At 65.2% G+C, this 17,067-nt stretch carries 14 protein-coding genes; 12 read left to right on the top strand and 2 right to left on the bottom strand.

Annotation, left to right across the window (positions count from 1 at the left end):
* Positions 1–66: 66 nt before the first annotated feature.
* The 7 genes from C3942_RS17215 (at position 67) to C3942_RS17245 (ending at position 8,099) form a co-directional block, all read left to right on the top strand.
* Positions 67–1,341, top strand: a complete 1,275-nt coding sequence (locus C3942_RS17215) for a TolC family protein (protein WP_104231593.1) — start codon at positions 67–69, stop codon at positions 1,339–1,341.
* Positions 1,342–1,360: 19 nt separating this feature from the next.
* Complete coding sequence (locus C3942_RS17220) at positions 1,361–2,362, top strand: efflux RND transporter periplasmic adaptor subunit (protein ID WP_104231594.1); 1,002 nt, start codon at positions 1,361–1,363, stop codon at positions 2,360–2,362.
* A 76-nt stretch (positions 2,363–2,438) separates the two neighbouring features.
* A complete protein-coding gene (locus C3942_RS17225) occupies positions 2,439–5,588 on the top strand; it encodes an efflux RND transporter permease subunit (protein WP_104231595.1) in 3,150 nt (1,049 codons plus the stop codon).
* Positions 5,585–5,902: a P-II family nitrogen regulator gene (locus tag C3942_RS17230; RefSeq protein ID WP_104231596.1), complete on the top strand. Its 318-nt coding sequence runs from the start codon at positions 5,585–5,587 to the stop codon at positions 5,900–5,902. Before C3942_RS17225 ends, C3942_RS17230 begins: the two co-directional genes overlap by 4 nt.
* Positions 5,902–6,516, top strand: a complete 615-nt coding sequence (locus C3942_RS17235; protein ID WP_104231597.1) for a methyltransferase family protein — start codon at positions 5,902–5,904, stop codon at positions 6,514–6,516. Before C3942_RS17230 ends, C3942_RS17235 begins: the two co-directional genes overlap by 1 nt.
* Positions 6,517–6,649: 133 nt before the next feature.
* Positions 6,650–7,570, top strand: a complete 921-nt coding sequence (locus C3942_RS17240) for a cation diffusion facilitator family transporter (protein ID WP_104231598.1) — start codon at positions 6,650–6,652, stop codon at positions 7,568–7,570.
* A 1-nt stretch (position 7,571) separates the two neighbouring features.
* Positions 7,572–8,099, top strand: coding sequence for a DUF411 domain-containing protein (locus tag C3942_RS17245; protein WP_165797507.1), 528 nt, complete (start codon positions 7,572–7,574; stop codon positions 8,097–8,099).
* Between the two features lie 128 nt (positions 8,100–8,227).
* On the opposite strand, the gene C3942_RS17250 is transcribed toward C3942_RS17245, so the two are convergent.
* Positions 8,228–8,494 (bottom strand): metal/formaldehyde-sensitive transcriptional repressor, encoded by a 267-nt coding sequence (locus tag C3942_RS17250; protein WP_104231600.1) that lies wholly within the window; start codon positions 8,492–8,494, stop codon positions 8,228–8,230.
* 56 nt (positions 8,495–8,550) lie between these two features.
* Here C3942_RS17250 and dmeF point away from each other — a divergent pair, with 56 nt between their 5' ends.
* Positions 8,551–9,474 (top strand): CDF family Co(II)/Ni(II) efflux transporter DmeF, encoded by a 924-nt coding sequence (gene dmeF / locus C3942_RS17255; protein ID WP_104231601.1) that lies wholly within the window; start codon positions 8,551–8,553, stop codon positions 9,472–9,474.
* A gap of 70 nt (positions 9,475–9,544) precedes the next feature.
* Here dmeF and C3942_RS17260 read toward each other — a convergent pair whose 3' ends face one another.
* Positions 9,545–9,973: a hypothetical protein gene (locus C3942_RS17260; RefSeq protein WP_104231602.1), complete on the bottom strand. Its 429-nt coding sequence runs from the start codon at positions 9,971–9,973 to the stop codon at positions 9,545–9,547.
* Between the two features lie 26 nt (positions 9,974–9,999).
* On the opposite strand from C3942_RS17260, the gene C3942_RS17265 reads away from it, so the two are divergent.
* From C3942_RS17265 to C3942_RS17280, 4 genes are read left to right on the top strand one after another with little or no spacing between them, the layout of a single operon-like run.
* A complete protein-coding gene (locus tag C3942_RS17265) occupies positions 10,000–11,259 on the top strand; it encodes a TolC family protein (RefSeq protein ID WP_104231603.1) in 1,260 nt (419 codons plus the stop codon).
* Positions 11,256–12,515 (top strand): efflux RND transporter periplasmic adaptor subunit, encoded by a 1,260-nt coding sequence (locus C3942_RS17270; RefSeq protein WP_104231604.1) that lies wholly within the window; start codon positions 11,256–11,258, stop codon positions 12,513–12,515. The genes C3942_RS17265 and C3942_RS17270 overlap by 4 nt, the downstream gene beginning before the upstream one ends.
* An 8-nt stretch (positions 12,516–12,523) precedes the next feature.
* Positions 12,524–15,676, top strand: coding sequence for an efflux RND transporter permease subunit (locus C3942_RS17275; RefSeq protein WP_104231605.1), 3,153 nt, complete (start codon positions 12,524–12,526; stop codon positions 15,674–15,676).
* Positions 15,669–17,000 carry an MFS transporter gene (locus C3942_RS17280; RefSeq protein ID WP_104231606.1) on the top strand — a complete coding sequence of 444 codons (1,332 nt, stop codon included), beginning with the start codon at positions 15,669–15,671 and terminating at the stop codon, positions 16,998–17,000. Before C3942_RS17275 ends, C3942_RS17280 begins: the two co-directional genes overlap by 8 nt.
* The last annotated feature ends 67 nt before the right edge of the window (positions 17,001–17,067 follow it).

Here is a 17,067-nt window from a genome sequence, read left to right on the forward strand (position 1 = left end):
TTGCGCTGCTGCGGCGTCATTGGGGCATTCGCGCGTCTGAACGCGCGGTGCCGATGGGAGGTTTCAATGAATCGTTTTTCCGCACGTGCCATGGGCGCGTGTCTCTTCACCCTGGCCGCCTTCGCGCCGGGGACACAGGCCGCTGACGGCCTGACGTTGCGGCAGGCTGTTGATGCCGCTTTGGGTGGCAATCCCGAGCTGCAAACCTTTGCGTTCCAATTCCAGGCCCTGGAAGCCCGCAGCCGGCAGGCCGCACTGCGGCCGGCACCGGAGCTTTCGATCGACGTCGAGAATGTGCTCGGCACCGGTGCCGTAAAGGGCACGGACGCCGCCGAGTACACCTTTGCGCTGTCGCAGGTGATCGAGCTTGGCGGCAAGCGCGACGCGCGCATCGCTGCAGCCCAGGCGGGCCGTAGCGCTGCGGATCTGGAGCGCCAGGCACGCCAGCTGGATGTGCTGGCGGAGGTCACCCGCCGTTTCATCACGGTGGCTACCCAGCAGGAGCAATTGCAGCTGGCCCGCAAGGCCACCCAGCTGGCGCAGCGCACCGTCAACGGCGCTCAACGTCGCGTCGATGCCGCCAAATCTCCCCATGCTGAACTGGACCGGGCACGCATCGCCCTGGACCGGGCCAAGCTGGACGAACGTCGCGCAGAGACCGAACTGGACACCGCCCGGCGACAGCTGGCGGCCACCTGGGGCGAATCCAAGCCGGTCATCAACGGGCGGCTGATGGGTGAGGTGCAGGCTGATTTGTTTTCGCTGCCGTCTCCTGACGCCTATGAGGCTCTATCGGCGCGCCTGGCTTCCAGTCCTGACTTCCTGCGGTTCGCCTCGGAAGCCCGCCTGCGTGACGCAGAGCTGCGCCTGGCCGCCACGACGCGCAAACCTGACCTGACGCTGGGCGGTGGCTTCCGCCGTTTCCAGGAGGGCGGCGACCAGGCTTTCGTGGCGTCCGTGTCCATTCCGCTGTTTGGTGGCCGCCGAGCCGAGAGCTTCATCGCCGAAGCCCAGGCCAACCGCGACCTCGTGGGTGCCGAACAGCGTGTGGCCGAGGTCAAGGCCCGCGCGATGCTCTATGAGCTGCATCGCGAGCTGACCCGGGCGGTGGCCGAAGCACAGTCGCTGCGGACCGACATCCTGCCGCGCACCGAAGAAGCCCTGCGTGAGACCGAGTACGCCTTTGAGCGCGGTCGTTACAGCTACCTGGAGCTGGTGGACGCCCAGCGCGAGTACCTGGACTTGCAGGCCAGCCTGATTGAGGCCAGCGCCAACGCCCATTCCCTGCGAGCCGAAATTGAGCGCCTGACCAACGCGCCCCTGGCGGCATCGACCCCTTGAAACGAATTGAGATCCTGAAATGAATTCCAAGCTGATTATGTTGACGCTGCTGCTGCCCTTGGCGCTCTCCGCCTGCGGTGGCTCCGAACCCGCCTCGGCGGAGGCAAAGCCCGAAAGTGCCGAGAAGTCCGGCAAGCACGCAGAAGGCGAAGCCGGCCACAAAGAAGGTGAGGAAGGGCACGAGGAGGGTGAAGGCGGTCATGAAGAGGGCGTTTTGGCGTTGACCCCTGAGCAGATCAAGGCGGCCGGTATCGAGCTGGCCCAAGCCGGACCCGCCACGATCCGCGAGACCCTGCCGCTGTACGGTGTCGTCGCACCCAACGCCGAACGCGTACGTGAAGTCGCTGCGCGCTACCCGGGCGTCATCCGCAGCGTCACGACTGCGATTGGCAGCACCGTCCGCCAGGGCCAAAGCCTCGCAACGGTCGAAAGCAATGAGAGCCTGGAGACCTACACCGTGACCGCACCGCTGTCCGGGGTTGTCACCGCGCGCAACGCCAACCCCGGCGAGCAAACCGGCGAGAAGGCCTTGTTCACGGTCGCGGATCTGTCGACCGTCTGGGTTGAACTGTCGCTGTTCCCGCGTGACGTGGCCAAGGTCCGAGTTGGCCAGGAGGTCCGCGTGAAGAACTCCGACACCAACCTGAATGCCACCGGCAAGCTGGTCTACGTGGCGCCCTTCGGCAGCAGCAACAACCAGACGCTGACCGCACGCGTGCTTCTGGACAACGCCGAAGGCCGCTGGTCCCCGGGCCTGTACGTGACGGCGGACGTCACCCTGGCGGAGTCGCCGGTAAACCTGGCCATTCGCAACGAGGCGGTCCAGAACATGGAAGGCCGCAACGTCGTATTCGTGGCCGAGGGCAAGGGTTTCGAGCCGCGTCCCGTGAAGCTCGGCCGCAGCGACGGCGAGACCTCCGAGGTTCTGGGCGGAGTCCGCGCGGGCGAAACCTATGCCACGCACAACAGCTTCATCCTGAAGGCTGAGCTCGGCAAGGGCGAAGCTGAGCACGGCCACTGAGCATGCGCGCTATGAATCTCCGCCATGTCCGAAGCCAATACCGGCGCCTGCGCGCCGGCTCTGAAAGGATTTCCCCATGATTGACGCACTTCTGCGTTTCTCCATTGCGCGTCGCTGGGTCGTGATGTTCCTGGTGCTCGCGGTTGCCGCCGCGGGTGCCTGGAGCTACCAGCGCCTTCCCATCGATGCCGTCCCCGATATCACCAACGTCCAGGTCCAGATCAATACCCAGGCCGAAGGCTATTCACCGCTGGAAGTCGAGCAGCGCATTACGTACCTGGTCGAGACCGCGATCGCCGGCTTGCCGGGAATCGAGTACACCCGCTCGCTGTCTCGTTACGGCCTGTCGCAGGTGACGGTGGCCTTCGACGATGGCACCGACATCTTCCACGCCCGGAACCTGATCAACGAGCGTCTGCAGACGGCCAAGAGCCAGCTGCCCGACGGCATCGAGCCGGAGATGGGTCCGATCGCCACGGGTTTGGGGGAAATCTTCCTCTACACCGTCCACGCTGACGAAAAGGCCCGGCAGGCCAATGGCCAACCCTGGGATGCCACGGCCCTTCGTACGCTGCAGGACTGGGTGATCCGGCCGCAGTTGCGCCAGGTAAAGGGTGTTACCGAGGTGAACACCATCGGCGGGTTCGAGAAGCAGTTCCATGTCACGCCTGATCCCGCGCGAATGCTGGCCTACGGCCTGACCTTCGATGACGTCGTCCAGGCGCTGCAAAAGAACAACGCCAATGTCGGTGCGGGCTACATCGAGAAGAACGGCGAGCAGTACCTCATCCGCTCCCCGGGCCAGGTCGCCGACATCGCCGCCATCGAGCGCGTGATCGTGGCTGACCGGGACGGCGTGCCGATCACAGTACGCGATGTGGCCGAAGTAGCCTTCGGCAAGCAGCTGCGCACCGGTGCCGCGACCCGCGACGGCGAGGAAGCGGTGTTGGGCACCGCGGTCATGCTGATCGGTGGCAATAGCCGCACGGTTTCCAGCGCGGTGTCCGCCAAGCTGGCGGAAATCGACAAGACGCTGCCCGAGGGCATCACCGCCGAGCCGGTCTACGACCGTACAGTGCTGGTCGACAAGACCATCGCAACCGTCCAGAAGAACCTGCTGGAAGGCGCCATCCTGGTCGTGGTCGTGCTGCTGCTGATGCTGGGCAACGTACGCGCGGCGCTGCTGACCGCCATGGTGATTCCGCTGTCGATGCTGATGCTCATGACCAGCATGGTCGAGACCAAGGTCAGCGCCAACCTGATGAGCCTGGGCGCGCTGGACTTCGGCCTGATCGTCGATGGCGCGGTCATCATCGTGGAGAACTGCATCCAGCGCCTGGCACATCGTCAGCATCACCTCGGGAGGCTGTTGACCCTAGAGGAACGCTTCCAGACCGTCTTCAGTGCGACCCGCGAGGTCTTCACGCCGAGCTTGGTCAGCGTGCTGGTCGTGATCCTGGTGAACCTGCCGATCCTGGCTCTGACGGGTGTCGAGGGCAAGATGTTCCGCCCGATGGCCCTGGCCGTGATCATGGCGCTGCTGGCTGCCCTGGCGTTGTCGCTCACCTTCGTGCCGGCGGCTGTTGCGTTGTTCCTGTCGGGGAAGATCGAGGAGAAGGACAACCGTCTCGTCGCGGGTGCCAAGCGCCTCTATACCCCTGTCCTGGATGCTGCACTGCGTCTGCGTGTGCCGTTCCTGGCGGGCGCGGTGCTGTTCGTCGCCCTCTGTGGCTGGATGGCCTCGCGTATGGGTTCGGAGTTCATCCCGAGCCTTGACGAAGGTGATCTGGCGGTCCAGGCCCTGCGTATCCCGGGGACCAGCCTGTCGCAGTCTCTGGAGATGCAGTTCCAGCTGGAGAAGGCGGTCAAGGCCATGCCGGAGGTCAAGACCTACTTCTCGCGCGTGGGTACGGCCGAGGTCGCAACCGACCCCATGCCGCCCAACATTTCCGACGGCTACATCATGCTGAAGGAGCGCAAGGACTGGCCCGATCCGGGCAAGACCAAGGCGGAGCTGGCTGAAGAGATCGAAAAGCGCCTGGAGGGAATCCCCGGTAATGCCTTCGAGATCAGCCAGCCGATCCAGTTGCGCTTCAATGAGCTGATCTCCGGTGTGCGCTCCGATCTCGGCATCAAGGTCTACGGCGACGACCTGGATCTGTTGCTGCAGAACGGCAACGCCATCGCCAAGGTGCTGAACGCCATACCGGGCGCCGAAGGCGTGAAGGTCGAGCAGGTGGCCGGTCTGCCGGTCCTGTCGATCGAGCCCAAGCGCGAGGCGCTGTATCGCTACGGGCTCAATGTCGCCGACGTCCAGGACGTTCTGGCAGCGGCTACGGGCGGCGAAGAGGCGGGCCAGCTCTTCGAGGGCGATCAGCGCTTCTCCCTGATCGTCCGACTGCCGGAGCGTCTGCGCAATGACCTGGGAGCGCTGGAACGGTTGCCGGTGCCACTTGCGCGCGGTGGCTATGTGCCGCTGGGCGAGGTTGCGACGCTCAACCTCGCCCCGGGCCCGAACCAGATCAGTCGCGAGAACGGCAAGCGCCGCCTGGTGGTTTCCGCCAACGTGCGGGGCCGCGATCTCGGCGGCTTCGTGACGGAGGCCGAGGCCAAGATCGAGCAGCAGGTCAAGCTGCCGCCGGGCTACTGGCTGTCCTACGGTGGCACCTTCGAGCAGCTTCAGTCGGCAACCCAGCGCCTGACCGTGCTGGTGCCGATCACGCTGGTGATGATCTTCGCCCTGCTGATGATGACCTTCGGATCGGCCAAGGATGCTGCCCTGGTGTTCAGCGGCGTGCCGTTGGCCCTGACCGGCGGCGTCATCGCCCTCTGGCTGCGCGGCATCCCGCTGTCGATCACGGCCGGTGTCGGCTTCATCACGCTATCGGGCGTGGCGGTGCTGACCGGCGTGGTCATGGTGGCGGCTATCCGTGACCGGCTGGCCAACGGCATCGACATCGAGACCGCCATCCGCGAGGGCGCGATGATGCGACTGCGCCCGATCCTGATGGTGGCCCTGGTGGCCGCCTTGGGCTTCCTCCCGATGGCCCTGAACACCGGCACAGGCGCCGAGGTCCAGCGCCCGCTGGCGACCGTGGTCATCGGCGGAATCATTTCTTCGACGCTACTCACGCTGCTGGTGCTGCCGGGCTTGTACCGGATGGCCTGGCGGCCCCGGCCGGAGCCGGTTGACGGTTCGGCGCGCATTCAGGAGTCCCATGCATGAAACTGATCAAGGCCTTTATCCACCACGTCCGGACGCCGGACGTGGTTCAGGCGCTCGCCGACGCGGGGTTTCGCAACATCACGCTGCAGGACGTGAAGGGCATCCTCAAGCCCCTCAGTGACGACGAGCGGGAATTCTCCCGAGATGCCGCGGGACCTGTCATCTCCGAAACCCGGCTTTCGCTGGTCTGCGAGGACAGCGACGTGGAAGCTGTCACTTCCATCATCCAGTTCGTCGCGAAAGTGGGGCCCCATATCTCCGGCTGGGTTTACGTCAGCCCGGTGGATATGGCCTTGCCCATTGGAGGGGATTAATGAGCAAGCAACCCTTCTTTTCCCGCTGGCGAATCTGGATCACGCGTCTGTTCTGCGTGGCGATTGTCGGGCTGTTTTTAGTCTCGTTGCCTGCTTGGCATGACCAGGAAAGCTTGATGGCTCACCTGATCACACCGCTGGGGCTGATTCTAGCCTCCATCGGTGCGATCGGGCGCCTCTGGTGCAGCAGCTACGCGGCAGGCAACAAGAACGCCAGGCTTCTCAGGGAGGGACCGTACTCGCTGACCCGCAATCCGCTCTACGGCTTTTCCTTCCTGGGAGGCTTGGGGGTCGCGATCACGACGGAAACCTTCACGATTCCGGCGCTGTTCGTGGCGGGCTTTGCCTTGTACTACCACTTTGTGATCACGGAGGAGGAAAAGCGGCTGCAGGTTGACCATGGAGAGGACTATGCGACCTATCAGGTTATGGTCCCGCGCTTCATTCCGCGCACCACTGCCTACGTGGAGCCACAGCGCTGGGAGATCAGCCCATCGGCGCTTCGCCGGTCGATGGGCGAAGTGATCTGGTTTGTCATCGCCGCAGTGTCGATTCATGCGCTTCACGATTTGCGCGGGGTGCTGAGCCTGCCGACGCTCCTGGTTCTTCCATAGGGACGCAAGCGTAGCGATACGTTCTGGGCCGCGGCCGTAGAGAACGCGGGTGCGGCCCCACTTTTTCTGGATGCAGTCCCGTATGCGGCCGCTGGGCACGACGGGATTGCCGATGTTGAGTCTAGGAGCTGATATGTCACATGACCATGCAAAGGGTGAGAAGCATGCCCCTGGCGACAGTGTCGAACATGATCACGCCATTACTGCCTCGGACGCCCGCCTGAAATGGGCGCTCACCTTGACCGCGGGCTTCATGGGGCTGGAGGTGGTCGCAGGCTTGTGGAGCGGATCCCTGGCTCTGCTGGCGGACGCCGGGCATATGCTGACTGACGCCGGTTCGCTCGCGCTGGCGCTATATGCAGCCAAAGCCAGCCGACGCAGCCCGGATGACCGCCGCACCTACGGCTATGGCCGTGCTCGCGTGCTGGCGGCTTTCGTCAACGGGCTATCGTTGCTGCTGATTGCGGCCTGGATCGCGATCGAGGCGGCGCAGCGCCTTCAAGAGCCGGTACCGATCTTGGCAGGGCCGATGCTGGGCGTAGCCCTGGGCGGCTTGGGCGTGAATGTTCTGGCATACCTCATTCTTCGGGGTGGATCCGACCTGAACAGCCGCGGAGCCTTGGCTCATGTTGTTGGCGACCTATTGGGGTCAGTTGCCGCCATTGGGGCCGCCGTGATCATCCTGACGACGGGCTGGAGCCCTGCAGATCCGCTGCTATCGGTCGTCGTTGCCGTTCTTATCGTGCGCACCGGCTGGCGCATCACAAGCGAATCGGCACATGCACTGCTCGAAGGGAGTCCTGTCGGCTACGACGTTGATCGTGTGCGGAAGTCCCTCCTCAGAACCATTCCCGGACTCTTGGACGCCCACCACGTGCATGCCTGGACGGTCGCGGCTGACGATATCTATGTTTCCCTGCATGTGAGGGCATCAGCGGGACTGTCCGTGGATGCTGTTATCGCTGATGTTCGGGAACACCTGCATGCGGAATTCGGGGCTCGGCACGTTACCGTCCAGGTTGAATTTGAGCGCTGCGCATCGCCGGAGCACTGACATGGCCAAGAAGATTCGGCCGCGGGAACGTCCTCGGGGCTGGAAAGGGGTATCCAGGACGGTGAAGGTGTGGGTGGTACTCGCCCTTGCCTGCAGTGTGCTTGCGGGAATCCTGGCACAGTGGCCCCGGTGGTTCCCCATTGATCCCATGCGGCAGGTCACCATCTATCGCACGCATGGCTGTCGCTGCGCCTTCACTTGGGCACGGGATCTGGAATCCAAGGGATACGTCGTCACGATGTATGAGCCCGAAACGCTCAAGACCATCCGTGGGGCCCTGAAGACTCCACCATCTCTACGGGGATGCCATGTGGGACGGTACATGGAGTATTTCGTCGAGGGGCATGTGCCCGCCGAAGCGCTGGGAGTGCTGGCGCGCCAGCACCCTGCCGGGCTTGGGGTAGGGGCAGAATCGGCTGCAGCTCGACATGAGCCTCCGTCATCCACGCAGGCAGGCGGGACCCCAGGGGTCATTCTTTACGACCAGAACGGAAATGCCCATCCCTGGTGGAGCGGACTCGGCGCCTGACTTTGTTTCCGAAAGAGGGCTGACCAGGGAGGCGAGGGCGACCTTGTGGGGTGGACAGCCGCGAGGAGGGCCACCAATCCGTCGTAGTGCCGACATGCCCCCACGGCAGTGAAGTAGCCCTCACGCGATTACTTCATGTACGAACGAAAAATCTTGATCAGGTCGTCCAGCTCGTCGGCATGGCCGCCATCCACCGGCACCAGATGGGTGCGCAGATGGCCCTCGACGACTTCCATCATGAGCCCGTTGATGCCGCCGCGCACCGCGGCGATCTGCTGCAGCACGCCGCTGCATTCGGAGCCTTCCTCCAGCGCCAGTTCCAAACTCTTGAGCTGACCCTGAATACGCCGAACCCGGTTCAGGAGCGGTTTTTTGTTCTCGGAGGTATGCGCCATGGGTGATCGTCCTATATACTGGGGGTGAGTATATTGAAACCGCAGGTCCAGGCCAAATGTCGACACACACCCATGCCTTCAACGAAGGCAACCCTCTGGCGGAGAGCCGCACGCGTTGGGCGGTAGCACTGACCTCCCTGATGATGGTGGTCGAGATCGCCGGCGGCTGGTTCTACAACTCGATGGCGTTGCTGGCCGATGGCTGGCACATGAGTTCCCACGCTCTTGCGCTCGGCTTGGCGGCACTCGCTTACTCGCTGGCCCGCCGGCTTGCCAATGACCATCGCTTTGCGTTCGGCACCTGGAAGATCGAAATCCTGGGCGGTTTCACCAGTGCGCTGCTACTCCTGCTCGTGGCGTTCTCGATGGCCTATCAATCAATCGAGCGTCTGTACTCACCCACTCCAATTCACTACGACCAGGCGATCGTCATTGCCTTTGTGGGCCTGGCGGTCAATCTGGTCTGCGCAAAGCTCCTGCATGCCGGCGGGCATCAGCAGCATGGCCATGATCACGCGCACGATCATGGACACAGCCATGGCCATGACCATGGCGCGCACGACCTCAATCTCAGGTCCGCCTACCTCCATGTTGTGGCCGACGCGATGACCTCGGTTCTGGCCATCGTCGCGCTTTTTGGCGGAAAGCTGTGGGGGGCCGACTGGCTCGACCCCACGATGGGCATCGTCGGAGCGGTGCTGGTCGGCACCTGGGCCATTGGCCTGCTGAAGTCCACCAGCCGTGTGCTGCTCGATGCGGAGATGGATGCGCCCGTGGTCGAGGAAATCCGCGAGGTGATTGCCCAAAGCCCGGTCAAGGCCTCGATCTCCGATCTGCATGTCTGGCGCGTGGCCACGGGCAAGTACGCATGCATCCTGCGGCTTTCGGTCGATGGCCATGCGACGGCCGAGGAGTTCCATCGGCAACTCGCGGTGCATGAAGAACTGGTCCACGTCACGGTCGAGATTGCCGCGGCGTGAGGACCACCATGCCCAGCTCTGACGTCAACGGCGGTTTTCGCCCTGCGGCAGTCCAGCCTGCTGGCCACCTTCAATCGAAATCGACTATTGTCTGCTGATGTTCGCGCGCCTCGTCCCCATCCTGCTGTCGCTGTGCCTGCTGGCGGGCCTTAGTGGCTTGGGCCCGCATGTGCATTGGCATGCGCACGGGCATGATGAGGCACACAGCTACGTTGTTTCTGCGCTGGATATCGACCATGCCCAGGCCCACGCCGAGGGCAGCCAGGATGAGGACAGCAGTAAGCTGGGGACCCGCGCTTCCCCGGATCTGCCCCAGCTTGGACCGGCACCCAGTGCCGTTCTGTCCATCGACGTCGATGGCGTCCCCGGCCTGTTGCCCCTCCTTGCGGAGCAGCGTGTAACAGGGCCACCCCGATTCCTGCTGCCTCCCAGCCAGGCCCCTCCCCAGGCTTTCTCGACCGTTTAGCGCGCCGCGCCCTCTGAAGGACGCGGCGTACATCCGCGTTCCTGGAAGAGGACTTCCCCGTGTACCTTTCCGTTGTCTGGCGTCCTGCCGCTCTTGCGGCGGCGCTCACGCTCGTCGCGCCTGTGCTGGCTGCCGAGCCCCTTACTTTGCGCGATGCCCTGCAGCGAGCAGAAGCTTCGCATCCCGACCTGCAAGGATTTGATGCGGAGCGCTCAGGCGGCGCCGCCCGCCGCAGCCTGGCGGAGCGATCCCCCACGCCCGAGATCAGCGTCCTCCTGGAAGATGCCTTCGGCAGCGGAGCCCGCAGCGGCCTCGATAGCGCCCAGTGGACCCTGAGCTTTTCCCAGGCCCTGGAGTTGGGCGGCCAGCGGTCCAGCCGCCTGGGCGCGGCTGACTCCCGGGCCGCGGCCCTGACGGCCGACCAGGAAGTGCGCCGCCGCGATGCCCTGGCTGAGGTCGCCCAGCGCTTCTTCGAGGCCGCGGGAGATCGCGAGCGTCTTCTCCTTGCCGAAGAGAAGGTCGAACTGGCCCGCAAAGGCCTGGCGGCAGCAGACGCTCGAGTGAGCTCTGCTCGCGCCCCTGTAGCCGAGCGTGCGCGTGCCCAGGCCGCTCTTTCCCAGGCGATCCTGGAACGAGAGCACGCCGAGCACGAGGAAATGAGCGCCCGGGTCGCACTGGCAGTCTCGATGGGCTCTCCCGAGCCGGACTTTGGCGAACTCAAGGCGTCCTTGTTCGATCTGCCCCCGCTGCGCCCGCTGCCGGAGTTGCGGCAGCGTTTGAAGCAAAGCCCGTCGGCGCGGGCTCGCCTGGCCGAAGCCGCGGTGCTGGATGCCGAGCGCCGGGCAGCCTTGGCGGCTGCTGGACTGCGGCCGACCTTCACCGGCGGCGCACGCCGCTATGAGGACGGCAACGATGTCGCCGCAGTCGTCGGCTTTAGCCTGCCGCTGCTCGCGGGACGTCGGGCCCGGGACGAGGCCGCGCTCATCTCCTCGCGCCAGGAGCAGACTCAAGCCGAAGGCCAGGCTGCTCTGCTGCGAGCTGAAGAGCAGTTGTTCGAGCGCTACCAGGAACTCGGCCATGCCAAGGAAGCCCTGCGCTTGATCGACTCCGAAGTGCTGCCTGCTCGCCAGGAAGCACTCAAGCAGACCCAGTACGCCTATGACCGAGGGCGCTACGGCTACCTCGAACTGTCGCTGGTGCTCCAGGAGCTTGCCGACGCCCGTCGTGCCCGTCTGGACACCGCCCTCCGCTATCACTCGCTGCTCGCCGAACTCGCACGCATTACCGGCGACCGTCTCATCGAAGGAAACACCCCATGAATCGCCAAACGACCTGCATCCTGATCGCGCTTGGCCTGGCGCTGGGAGCCTGCAACCCCAAGTCCGCCGAACCCGCCGCCGAGCACGGTGGCGAAAAGGCCGCGTCAGCGGAGTACGAACGAGGCCCCAACCGCGGCCGCATGCTGCGTGACGGTGACTTCGCCCTCGAACTCCAGATCTTCGAGGACGGCGTGCCACCCGAGTATCACGTCTACCTGTACCGGAACGGCAAGCTTCTTCCGCCGACCACGGCCAAGGTGGTTGTCGAACTGACCCGGCTGGGCAACAAGCAGAATCGTTTCACCTTCACGCCGAAGGAGGGCTACCTGATCGGCAGCGGCACGGTTACCGAGCCTCATTCCTTCAGCGTCGTGGTGACGGCGGAGGAGGGCGGTAAGACCCATCGCTGGGCCTTCGACAGCTTTGAAGGCCGTACCACCATTTCGGCCAAGAACGCCCAGGATGCCGGCGTCCGGACCGAAGCCGCCGGTCCCGCAACCATCGCGGAGGTACTGAAACTCACGGGCCGCGTGGTTCCCAACGCCGAACATGTGCGTGCTGTCACCGCACGCTTCCCCGGCACGATCCAGAAGGTGTCCAAGTCGGTCGGCGATGCCGTGCAGGCGGGGGACCGGCTGGCCGTGGTCGAGAGCAACGACAGCCTGCAGAGCTACAACGTGACCTCGCCGATTTCCGGCGTCGTGCTGGAGCGCGATGCCAACCCTGGCGAGTTTGCGGGGAACGGGCCGCTGTTCGTGATCGCGGACTTCACCAAGCTGTGGGTCGAACTCGCGGTCTTCCCGCGCGACCTTGCCAAGCTCCGCGTTGGGCAGCCCGTGACCCTGTCCGGGGTCGATGGCGGGGACGTCCAGGCTTCCGGCCGGATCGTCCGAATCGCCCCGGCGGAGGGAGCCGGTCGCGGCACCTTGAGCGGCGTATACACCGCGAGAGTCCAGCTGGACAACGCTTCCGGCCAGTGGACTCCCGGACTCTTTGCCCGCGGCGAGGTGCGCATTGGTGCGGCTGAAGTGCCCCTGGCGGTGAAGCGTAGCGGGCTGCAGGCGTTCCGTGACTTCACGGTGGTCTTCGAGCTGATCGGGGAAACCTACGAAGTGCGCATGCTCGAGCTCGGTCGACAGGACAGCACCCACGTGGAGGTTCTTGGCGGCATCGAGCCCGGCGCCCGATACGTTTCCGAAAACAGTTATCTGATCAAGGCCGACATCGACAAGTCCGGCGCCAGCCACGACCACTGAGATTGACCATGCTCGAACGCATACTGAGTCTATCCATCAGGCAGCGCATCCCAGTGCTGCTCATCGTCCTGGCCACGGCGTTGTTCGGCATCTGGAGCTACCAGAAGCTGCCGATCGACGCCGTGCCGGACATCACCAACGTCCAGGTCCAGATCAATACGGAGGCTCCGGGCTATACGCCGCTGGAAGCCGAGCAGCGCGTCACCTTCCCGCTGGAGACCTCGATGGCAGGGCTCGCGCGGCTCAAGTACACGCGATCCTTGTCCCGCTATGGCCTGTCGCAGGTCACCGTGATCTTCGAGGAAGGAACGGACCCGTTCTTCGCCCGTCAGCAAGTCGCCGAACGCCTGCAGGGGGTCTCTGGCCAGTTGCCTCCCGGCATCGAGCCGTCGATGGGCCCCGCGGCGACCGGCCTCGGCGAAATCTTTATGTACACCGTCGATGCCGCGCCTGGTGCGCGCAATGCAGATGGCTCGCCGCTGACGGCGACCGACCTGCGTCAGGCGCAGGACTGGATCGTGCGGCCCCAGTTGCTGCGGGTCGCAGGCGTCGCTGACGTCAACTCCATCGGCGGCTACGAGCGGCAGTACCTGGTACAGCCGAATCCAGCCACACTGCTGGGCTACGGCGTCAGTCTCGAAGAACTGTCTGCGGCCCTGGAGCGGAACAACGCCAATGCCGGAGCCGGCTACATCGAGCGCTTCGGCCAGCAGATGCTGCTGCGCATCCCCGGTCAGGTGGGCGCCGGCAACGCCGCACTGGATGACCTCCGGAGCATCGTCATCAAGACGGTCGGCGACGCGCCGGTGCGTGTCGGCGATGTCGCCCATGTGACGACGGGCGGCGAGCTGAGGACCGGTGCCGCTACGCAGAACGGGCATGAGGTCGTCCTGGGCACCGTGCTGATGCGGGTCGGCGAGAACAGCCGGACCGTGGCCAGTGCCGTGGCGGACAAGATCCAGGAAATCCAGTCGTCGCTGCCGTCGGGCGTTCAGGTCGTCACGGCCTACGACCGCACCTGGTTGGTCGACAAGACGCTCAAGACGGTGCAGAAGAATTTGGTCGAAGGCGCGCTGCTGGTGATCGTGGTGCTGTTTCTGCTGCTGGGCAACATCCGGGCGGCGCTGCTGACCGCCATGGTCATCCCGGTGACGATGTTGCTGACCATCACCGGCATGGTGAAGGCGGGTGTCTCGGCGAACCTGATGAGCCTGGGCGCCCTGGACTTCGGTCTGATAGTGGATGGCGCGGTGATCATCGTCGAGAACTGCCTGCGGCGATTGTCTCTGGAGGCGGCTCCCGGACGGGAAATGCCACGCAAGGAGCGGCTGCAGATCGTTTTCGAGGCGACCAGTGAGGTGATCCGACCGGCGTTGTTCGGGGTGTTCATCATCACGGCCGTCTACCTGCCGATCTTTGCCCTCAGCGGGGTCGAAGGAAAGATGTTCCACCCGATGGCCCAGACCGTGGTCATGGCCCTGGTCGCTGCCATGGCGCTGTCGGTCACGGCGGTTCCCGCGGCCGTCGCGCTGCTGGTACCCGCGCCCCAGCCGCACTCGGAAACCCGCTTCGCGCGGTTCGCCGAGCGCGTCTACGTGCCGCTGCTCGACGCCAGCCTGCGGGCGCGTGTCGCCGTGGCGGCTGCGGCGGCTGTACTGGTCCTGGTGATGGGCTTTGCGGCCTCGCGCATGGGGTCGGAGTTCCTGCCTAACCTGGACGAGGGTGACATCGCCATGCACGCCCTGCGCATCCCGGGCACCAGCCTGACGCAGGCGGTGGGCATGCAGGCCCAGCTGGAATCTGCCGTGAAGCAGCTGCCGGAGGTCGAGCGCATCGTCGCCAAGATCGGCACGGCAGACATCGCCACGGATCCGATGCCGCCGTCGGTCGCCGACAACTTCATCATCCTCAAGGACCGGAGCGAGTGGCCGGATCCGCGCAAGCCGAAGGCGCAGGTGGTCGCCGATCTGGAGGCCGTGGTGCGCCCGATTCCGGGCAACAACTACGAGTTCACGCAGCCGATCCAGATGCGCTTCAACGAGCTGTTGTCCGGCGTGCGAGCGGACGTTGCGGTGAAGGTCTACGGCGATGATCTGGAGGTGCTGGCCGGTATTGGCAAGCAGATCGAGGGGATCGTCGGGGGCGTCCGCGGCGCCCAGGACGTGTCGCTGGAGCAGGTCACCGGCTTGCCGGTGTTGAGCGTGCAGCCCCGGCGCGAGGCCCTGGCGCGGTATGGCCTGGACGTCGCCGCCCTGCAGTCGGTCGTGGCGTCGGCCTACGGTGGTGAAACGGTGGGCCTGGTGTTCGATGGTGATCGCCGGCACCCGCTGGTGATCCGCCTGCAGGAAGAGCTGCGCAAGGATATCGATGCCCTTGAGCGTCTTCCGGTGCCGCTTCCGGCTGGCGGCTATGTCCCGCTGGGGGAGGTGGCCGATCTGGAGCTGGCGCCAGGCCCCAACCAGGTGAACCGCGAGAACGGCAAGCGCAGGGTCGTCGTGACGGCTAATGTCCGTGATCGGGACCTGGGCGGATTCATCGCCGAGCTTCAAGCCGCGGTGTCCCGCGACGCGGAGCTACCGCCGGGTTACTGGATCTCCTATGGCGGCACTTTCGAGCAGCTGCAGTCGGCCAGCCAACGCCTGGCGATCGTCGTACCGATCACGCTGGCCTTGATCGTCGGCCTGCTGTGGCTGGCCTTCGGGTCGATGCGCGATGCGCTGCTGATCTTCACGGGTGTGCCCTTGGCGCTGACCGGCGGCGTTGCCGCGCTGATGCTGCGCGACATTCCGCTGTCGATCTCGGCGGGGGTCGGATTCATCGCACTCTCCGGGGTCGCGGTGCTCAACGGCCTGGTCATGGTCAGCTTCATCCGCAGCCTGCGCGAGAATGGCGTGGGTCTGGACGAGGCCATCCGCGAGGGTGCCCGCACCCGTCTGCGTCCGGTGCTCATGACGGCCCTCGTGGCGGCCCTGGGCTTCGTGCCGATGGCCTTCAATACCGGCATCGGCTCCGAGGTCCAGCGCCCGCTGGCGACGGTCGTCATCGGCGGCATCATCAGTTCCACACTGCTGACGCTGCTGGTGTTGCCGGCGCTGTACCGCCTGGCTCATCGCAAGGAGGCGGGGCCGGCTACCCACCCTGGGAGAGTGGCCCATGTTTGACGTGCTGCGGCACCGCACCTATAGGCACCTGTTCCTGGCGCAGGTCGTGGCGCTGGTGGGTACCGGCCTGGCGACGGTGGCCCTGGGGCTGCTGGCCTTCCGGCTGGCGGGCGAAAATGCGGGGGCGGTGCTCGGCACCGCCCTCGCCATCAAGATGGTCGCCTACGTGGTGATTGCCCCGATCGCCGGGGCCTACGCCACGCGGTTCCCGCGAAGGAGGCTGCTGGTCACGCTCGACGTGGTCCGGTTGCTGGTCGTGCTGGTGCTGCCCTGGGTGGATCAGATCTGGCAAATCTACCTGCTGATCTTCGTGCTCCAGAGCGCCTCGGCCGCCTTCACGCCGACCTTCCAGGCCACCATTCCGGATGTGCTGCCCAAGGAGGAGGACTACACCAAGGCCCTGTCCCTGGCACGGCTGGCTTATGACCTGGAGACCTTGCTGAGCCCGGCCCTGGCGGCGGTGCTGCTGACGGTCATCACCGACCAAGGCTTGTTCATGGGGACCGCTGTCGGGTTCCTGGGATCGGCGGTGCTGGTCCTTTCGGTGGCCTTGCCGCGGCCGGTGGCCAAGGCGGCGGTGACCAGCATCACCCGCAAGCTCACCCAGGGCATGCGCATATTCCTCGCCACGCCCCGCCTGCGCGGCCTGCTGGCCTTGAACCTCGCGGCGGCTGCTGGCGGCGCGATGGTCATCGTCAACACCGTGGTGATTGTGCGGGGCGAGCTGCAGAAGTCGGATCACGCCGTGGCCCTGGCCCTCGCTGCTTTCGGCGCGGGGTCGATGATCATGGCCTTTGCGCTGCCGCGATTGCTGGAGCGCTATCGAGATCGCAGCGTGATGCTGGCGGCGGCCGGCTGCATGACGGTTCTGCTGGTGGTCCTGGCCATTGCCTGGTCGCTGGCGGAGCGCGCGCATTGGGCGCTCCTGTTGGGAGGCTGGGCACTGCTGGGAAGCAGCTATGCGGCCCTGGTCACCCCGGGTGGGCGTCTGCTGAAGCGCTCATCCAGGGAGGAGGACCGGCCGGCACTGTTCTCCGCACAGTTCTCGCTGTCCCATGCCTGCTGGCTCGTCACCTATCCCCTGGTGGGATGGCTGGGAGCCCAGGCGGGGATCGGGGTGACCCTATGGACCATGGCGGCGATCGCCGCGATAGGCTGGATCGCGGCGGCACGGTTCTGGTCCGCCGACGACAGCGAAGTGCCGGTGCACCGGCATGACGATCTGCCGTCAGACCACCCGCATCTTTCCGAGGGCAAGCATAGCGACCAAGGCCATAGCCATCCTTTCGTGATCGATGAAGTGCATCGGAGGTGGCCGTCCTGAGACCACTGGAGCGCGAGAGAAGCGGCCGGTCGGCCGCTGACGCCAAGACGCTGGGGAGCTACACCAC

The sequence above is a fragment of the Solimonas fluminis genome (genome assembly GCF_002930645.1).
Taxonomy (GTDB): Bacteria; Pseudomonadota; Gammaproteobacteria; order Nevskiales; family Nevskiaceae; genus Solimonas_A; species Solimonas_A fluminis.

Bases quoted from the DNA above. Each gene is read 5' to 3' on its own strand.
- C3942_RS17245 (WP_165797507.1), top strand. From the start codon at position 7,572: ATGGCCAAGAAGATTCGGCCGCGGGAACGTCCTCGGGGCTGGAAAGGG.
- C3942_RS17250 (WP_104231600.1), bottom strand. From the start codon at position 8,494: ATGGCGCATACCTCCGAGAACAAAAAACCGCTCCTGAACCGGGTTCGG.
- C3942_RS17230 (WP_104231596.1), top strand. From the start codon at position 5,585: ATGAAACTGATCAAGGCCTTTATCCACCACGTCCGGACGCCGGACGTG.
- C3942_RS17280 (WP_104231606.1), top strand. From the start codon at position 15,669: ATGTTTGACGTGCTGCGGCACCGCACCTATAGGCACCTGTTCCTGGCG.
- C3942_RS17225 (WP_104231595.1), top strand. From the start codon at position 2,439: ATGATTGACGCACTTCTGCGTTTCTCCATTGCGCGTCGCTGGGTCGTG.
- C3942_RS17220 (WP_104231594.1), top strand. From the start codon at position 1,361: ATGAATTCCAAGCTGATTATGTTGACGCTGCTGCTGCCCTTGGCGCTC.
- C3942_RS17235 (WP_104231597.1), top strand. From the start codon at position 5,902: ATGAGCAAGCAACCCTTCTTTTCCCGCTGGCGAATCTGGATCACGCGT.
- C3942_RS17275 (WP_104231605.1), top strand. From the start codon at position 12,524: ATGCTCGAACGCATACTGAGTCTATCCATCAGGCAGCGCATCCCAGTG.
- C3942_RS17215 (WP_104231593.1), top strand. From the start codon at position 67: ATGAATCGTTTTTCCGCACGTGCCATGGGCGCGTGTCTCTTCACCCTG.
- C3942_RS17240 (WP_104231598.1), top strand. From the start codon at position 6,650: ATGTCACATGACCATGCAAAGGGTGAGAAGCATGCCCCTGGCGACAGT.
- dmeF (WP_104231601.1), top strand. From the start codon at position 8,551: ATGTCGACACACACCCATGCCTTCAACGAAGGCAACCCTCTGGCGGAG.
- C3942_RS17260 (WP_104231602.1), bottom strand. From the start codon at position 9,973: ATGTACGCCGCGTCCTTCAGAGGGCGCGGCGCGCTAAACGGTCGAGAA.
- C3942_RS17270 (WP_104231604.1), top strand. From the start codon at position 11,256: ATGAATCGCCAAACGACCTGCATCCTGATCGCGCTTGGCCTGGCGCTG.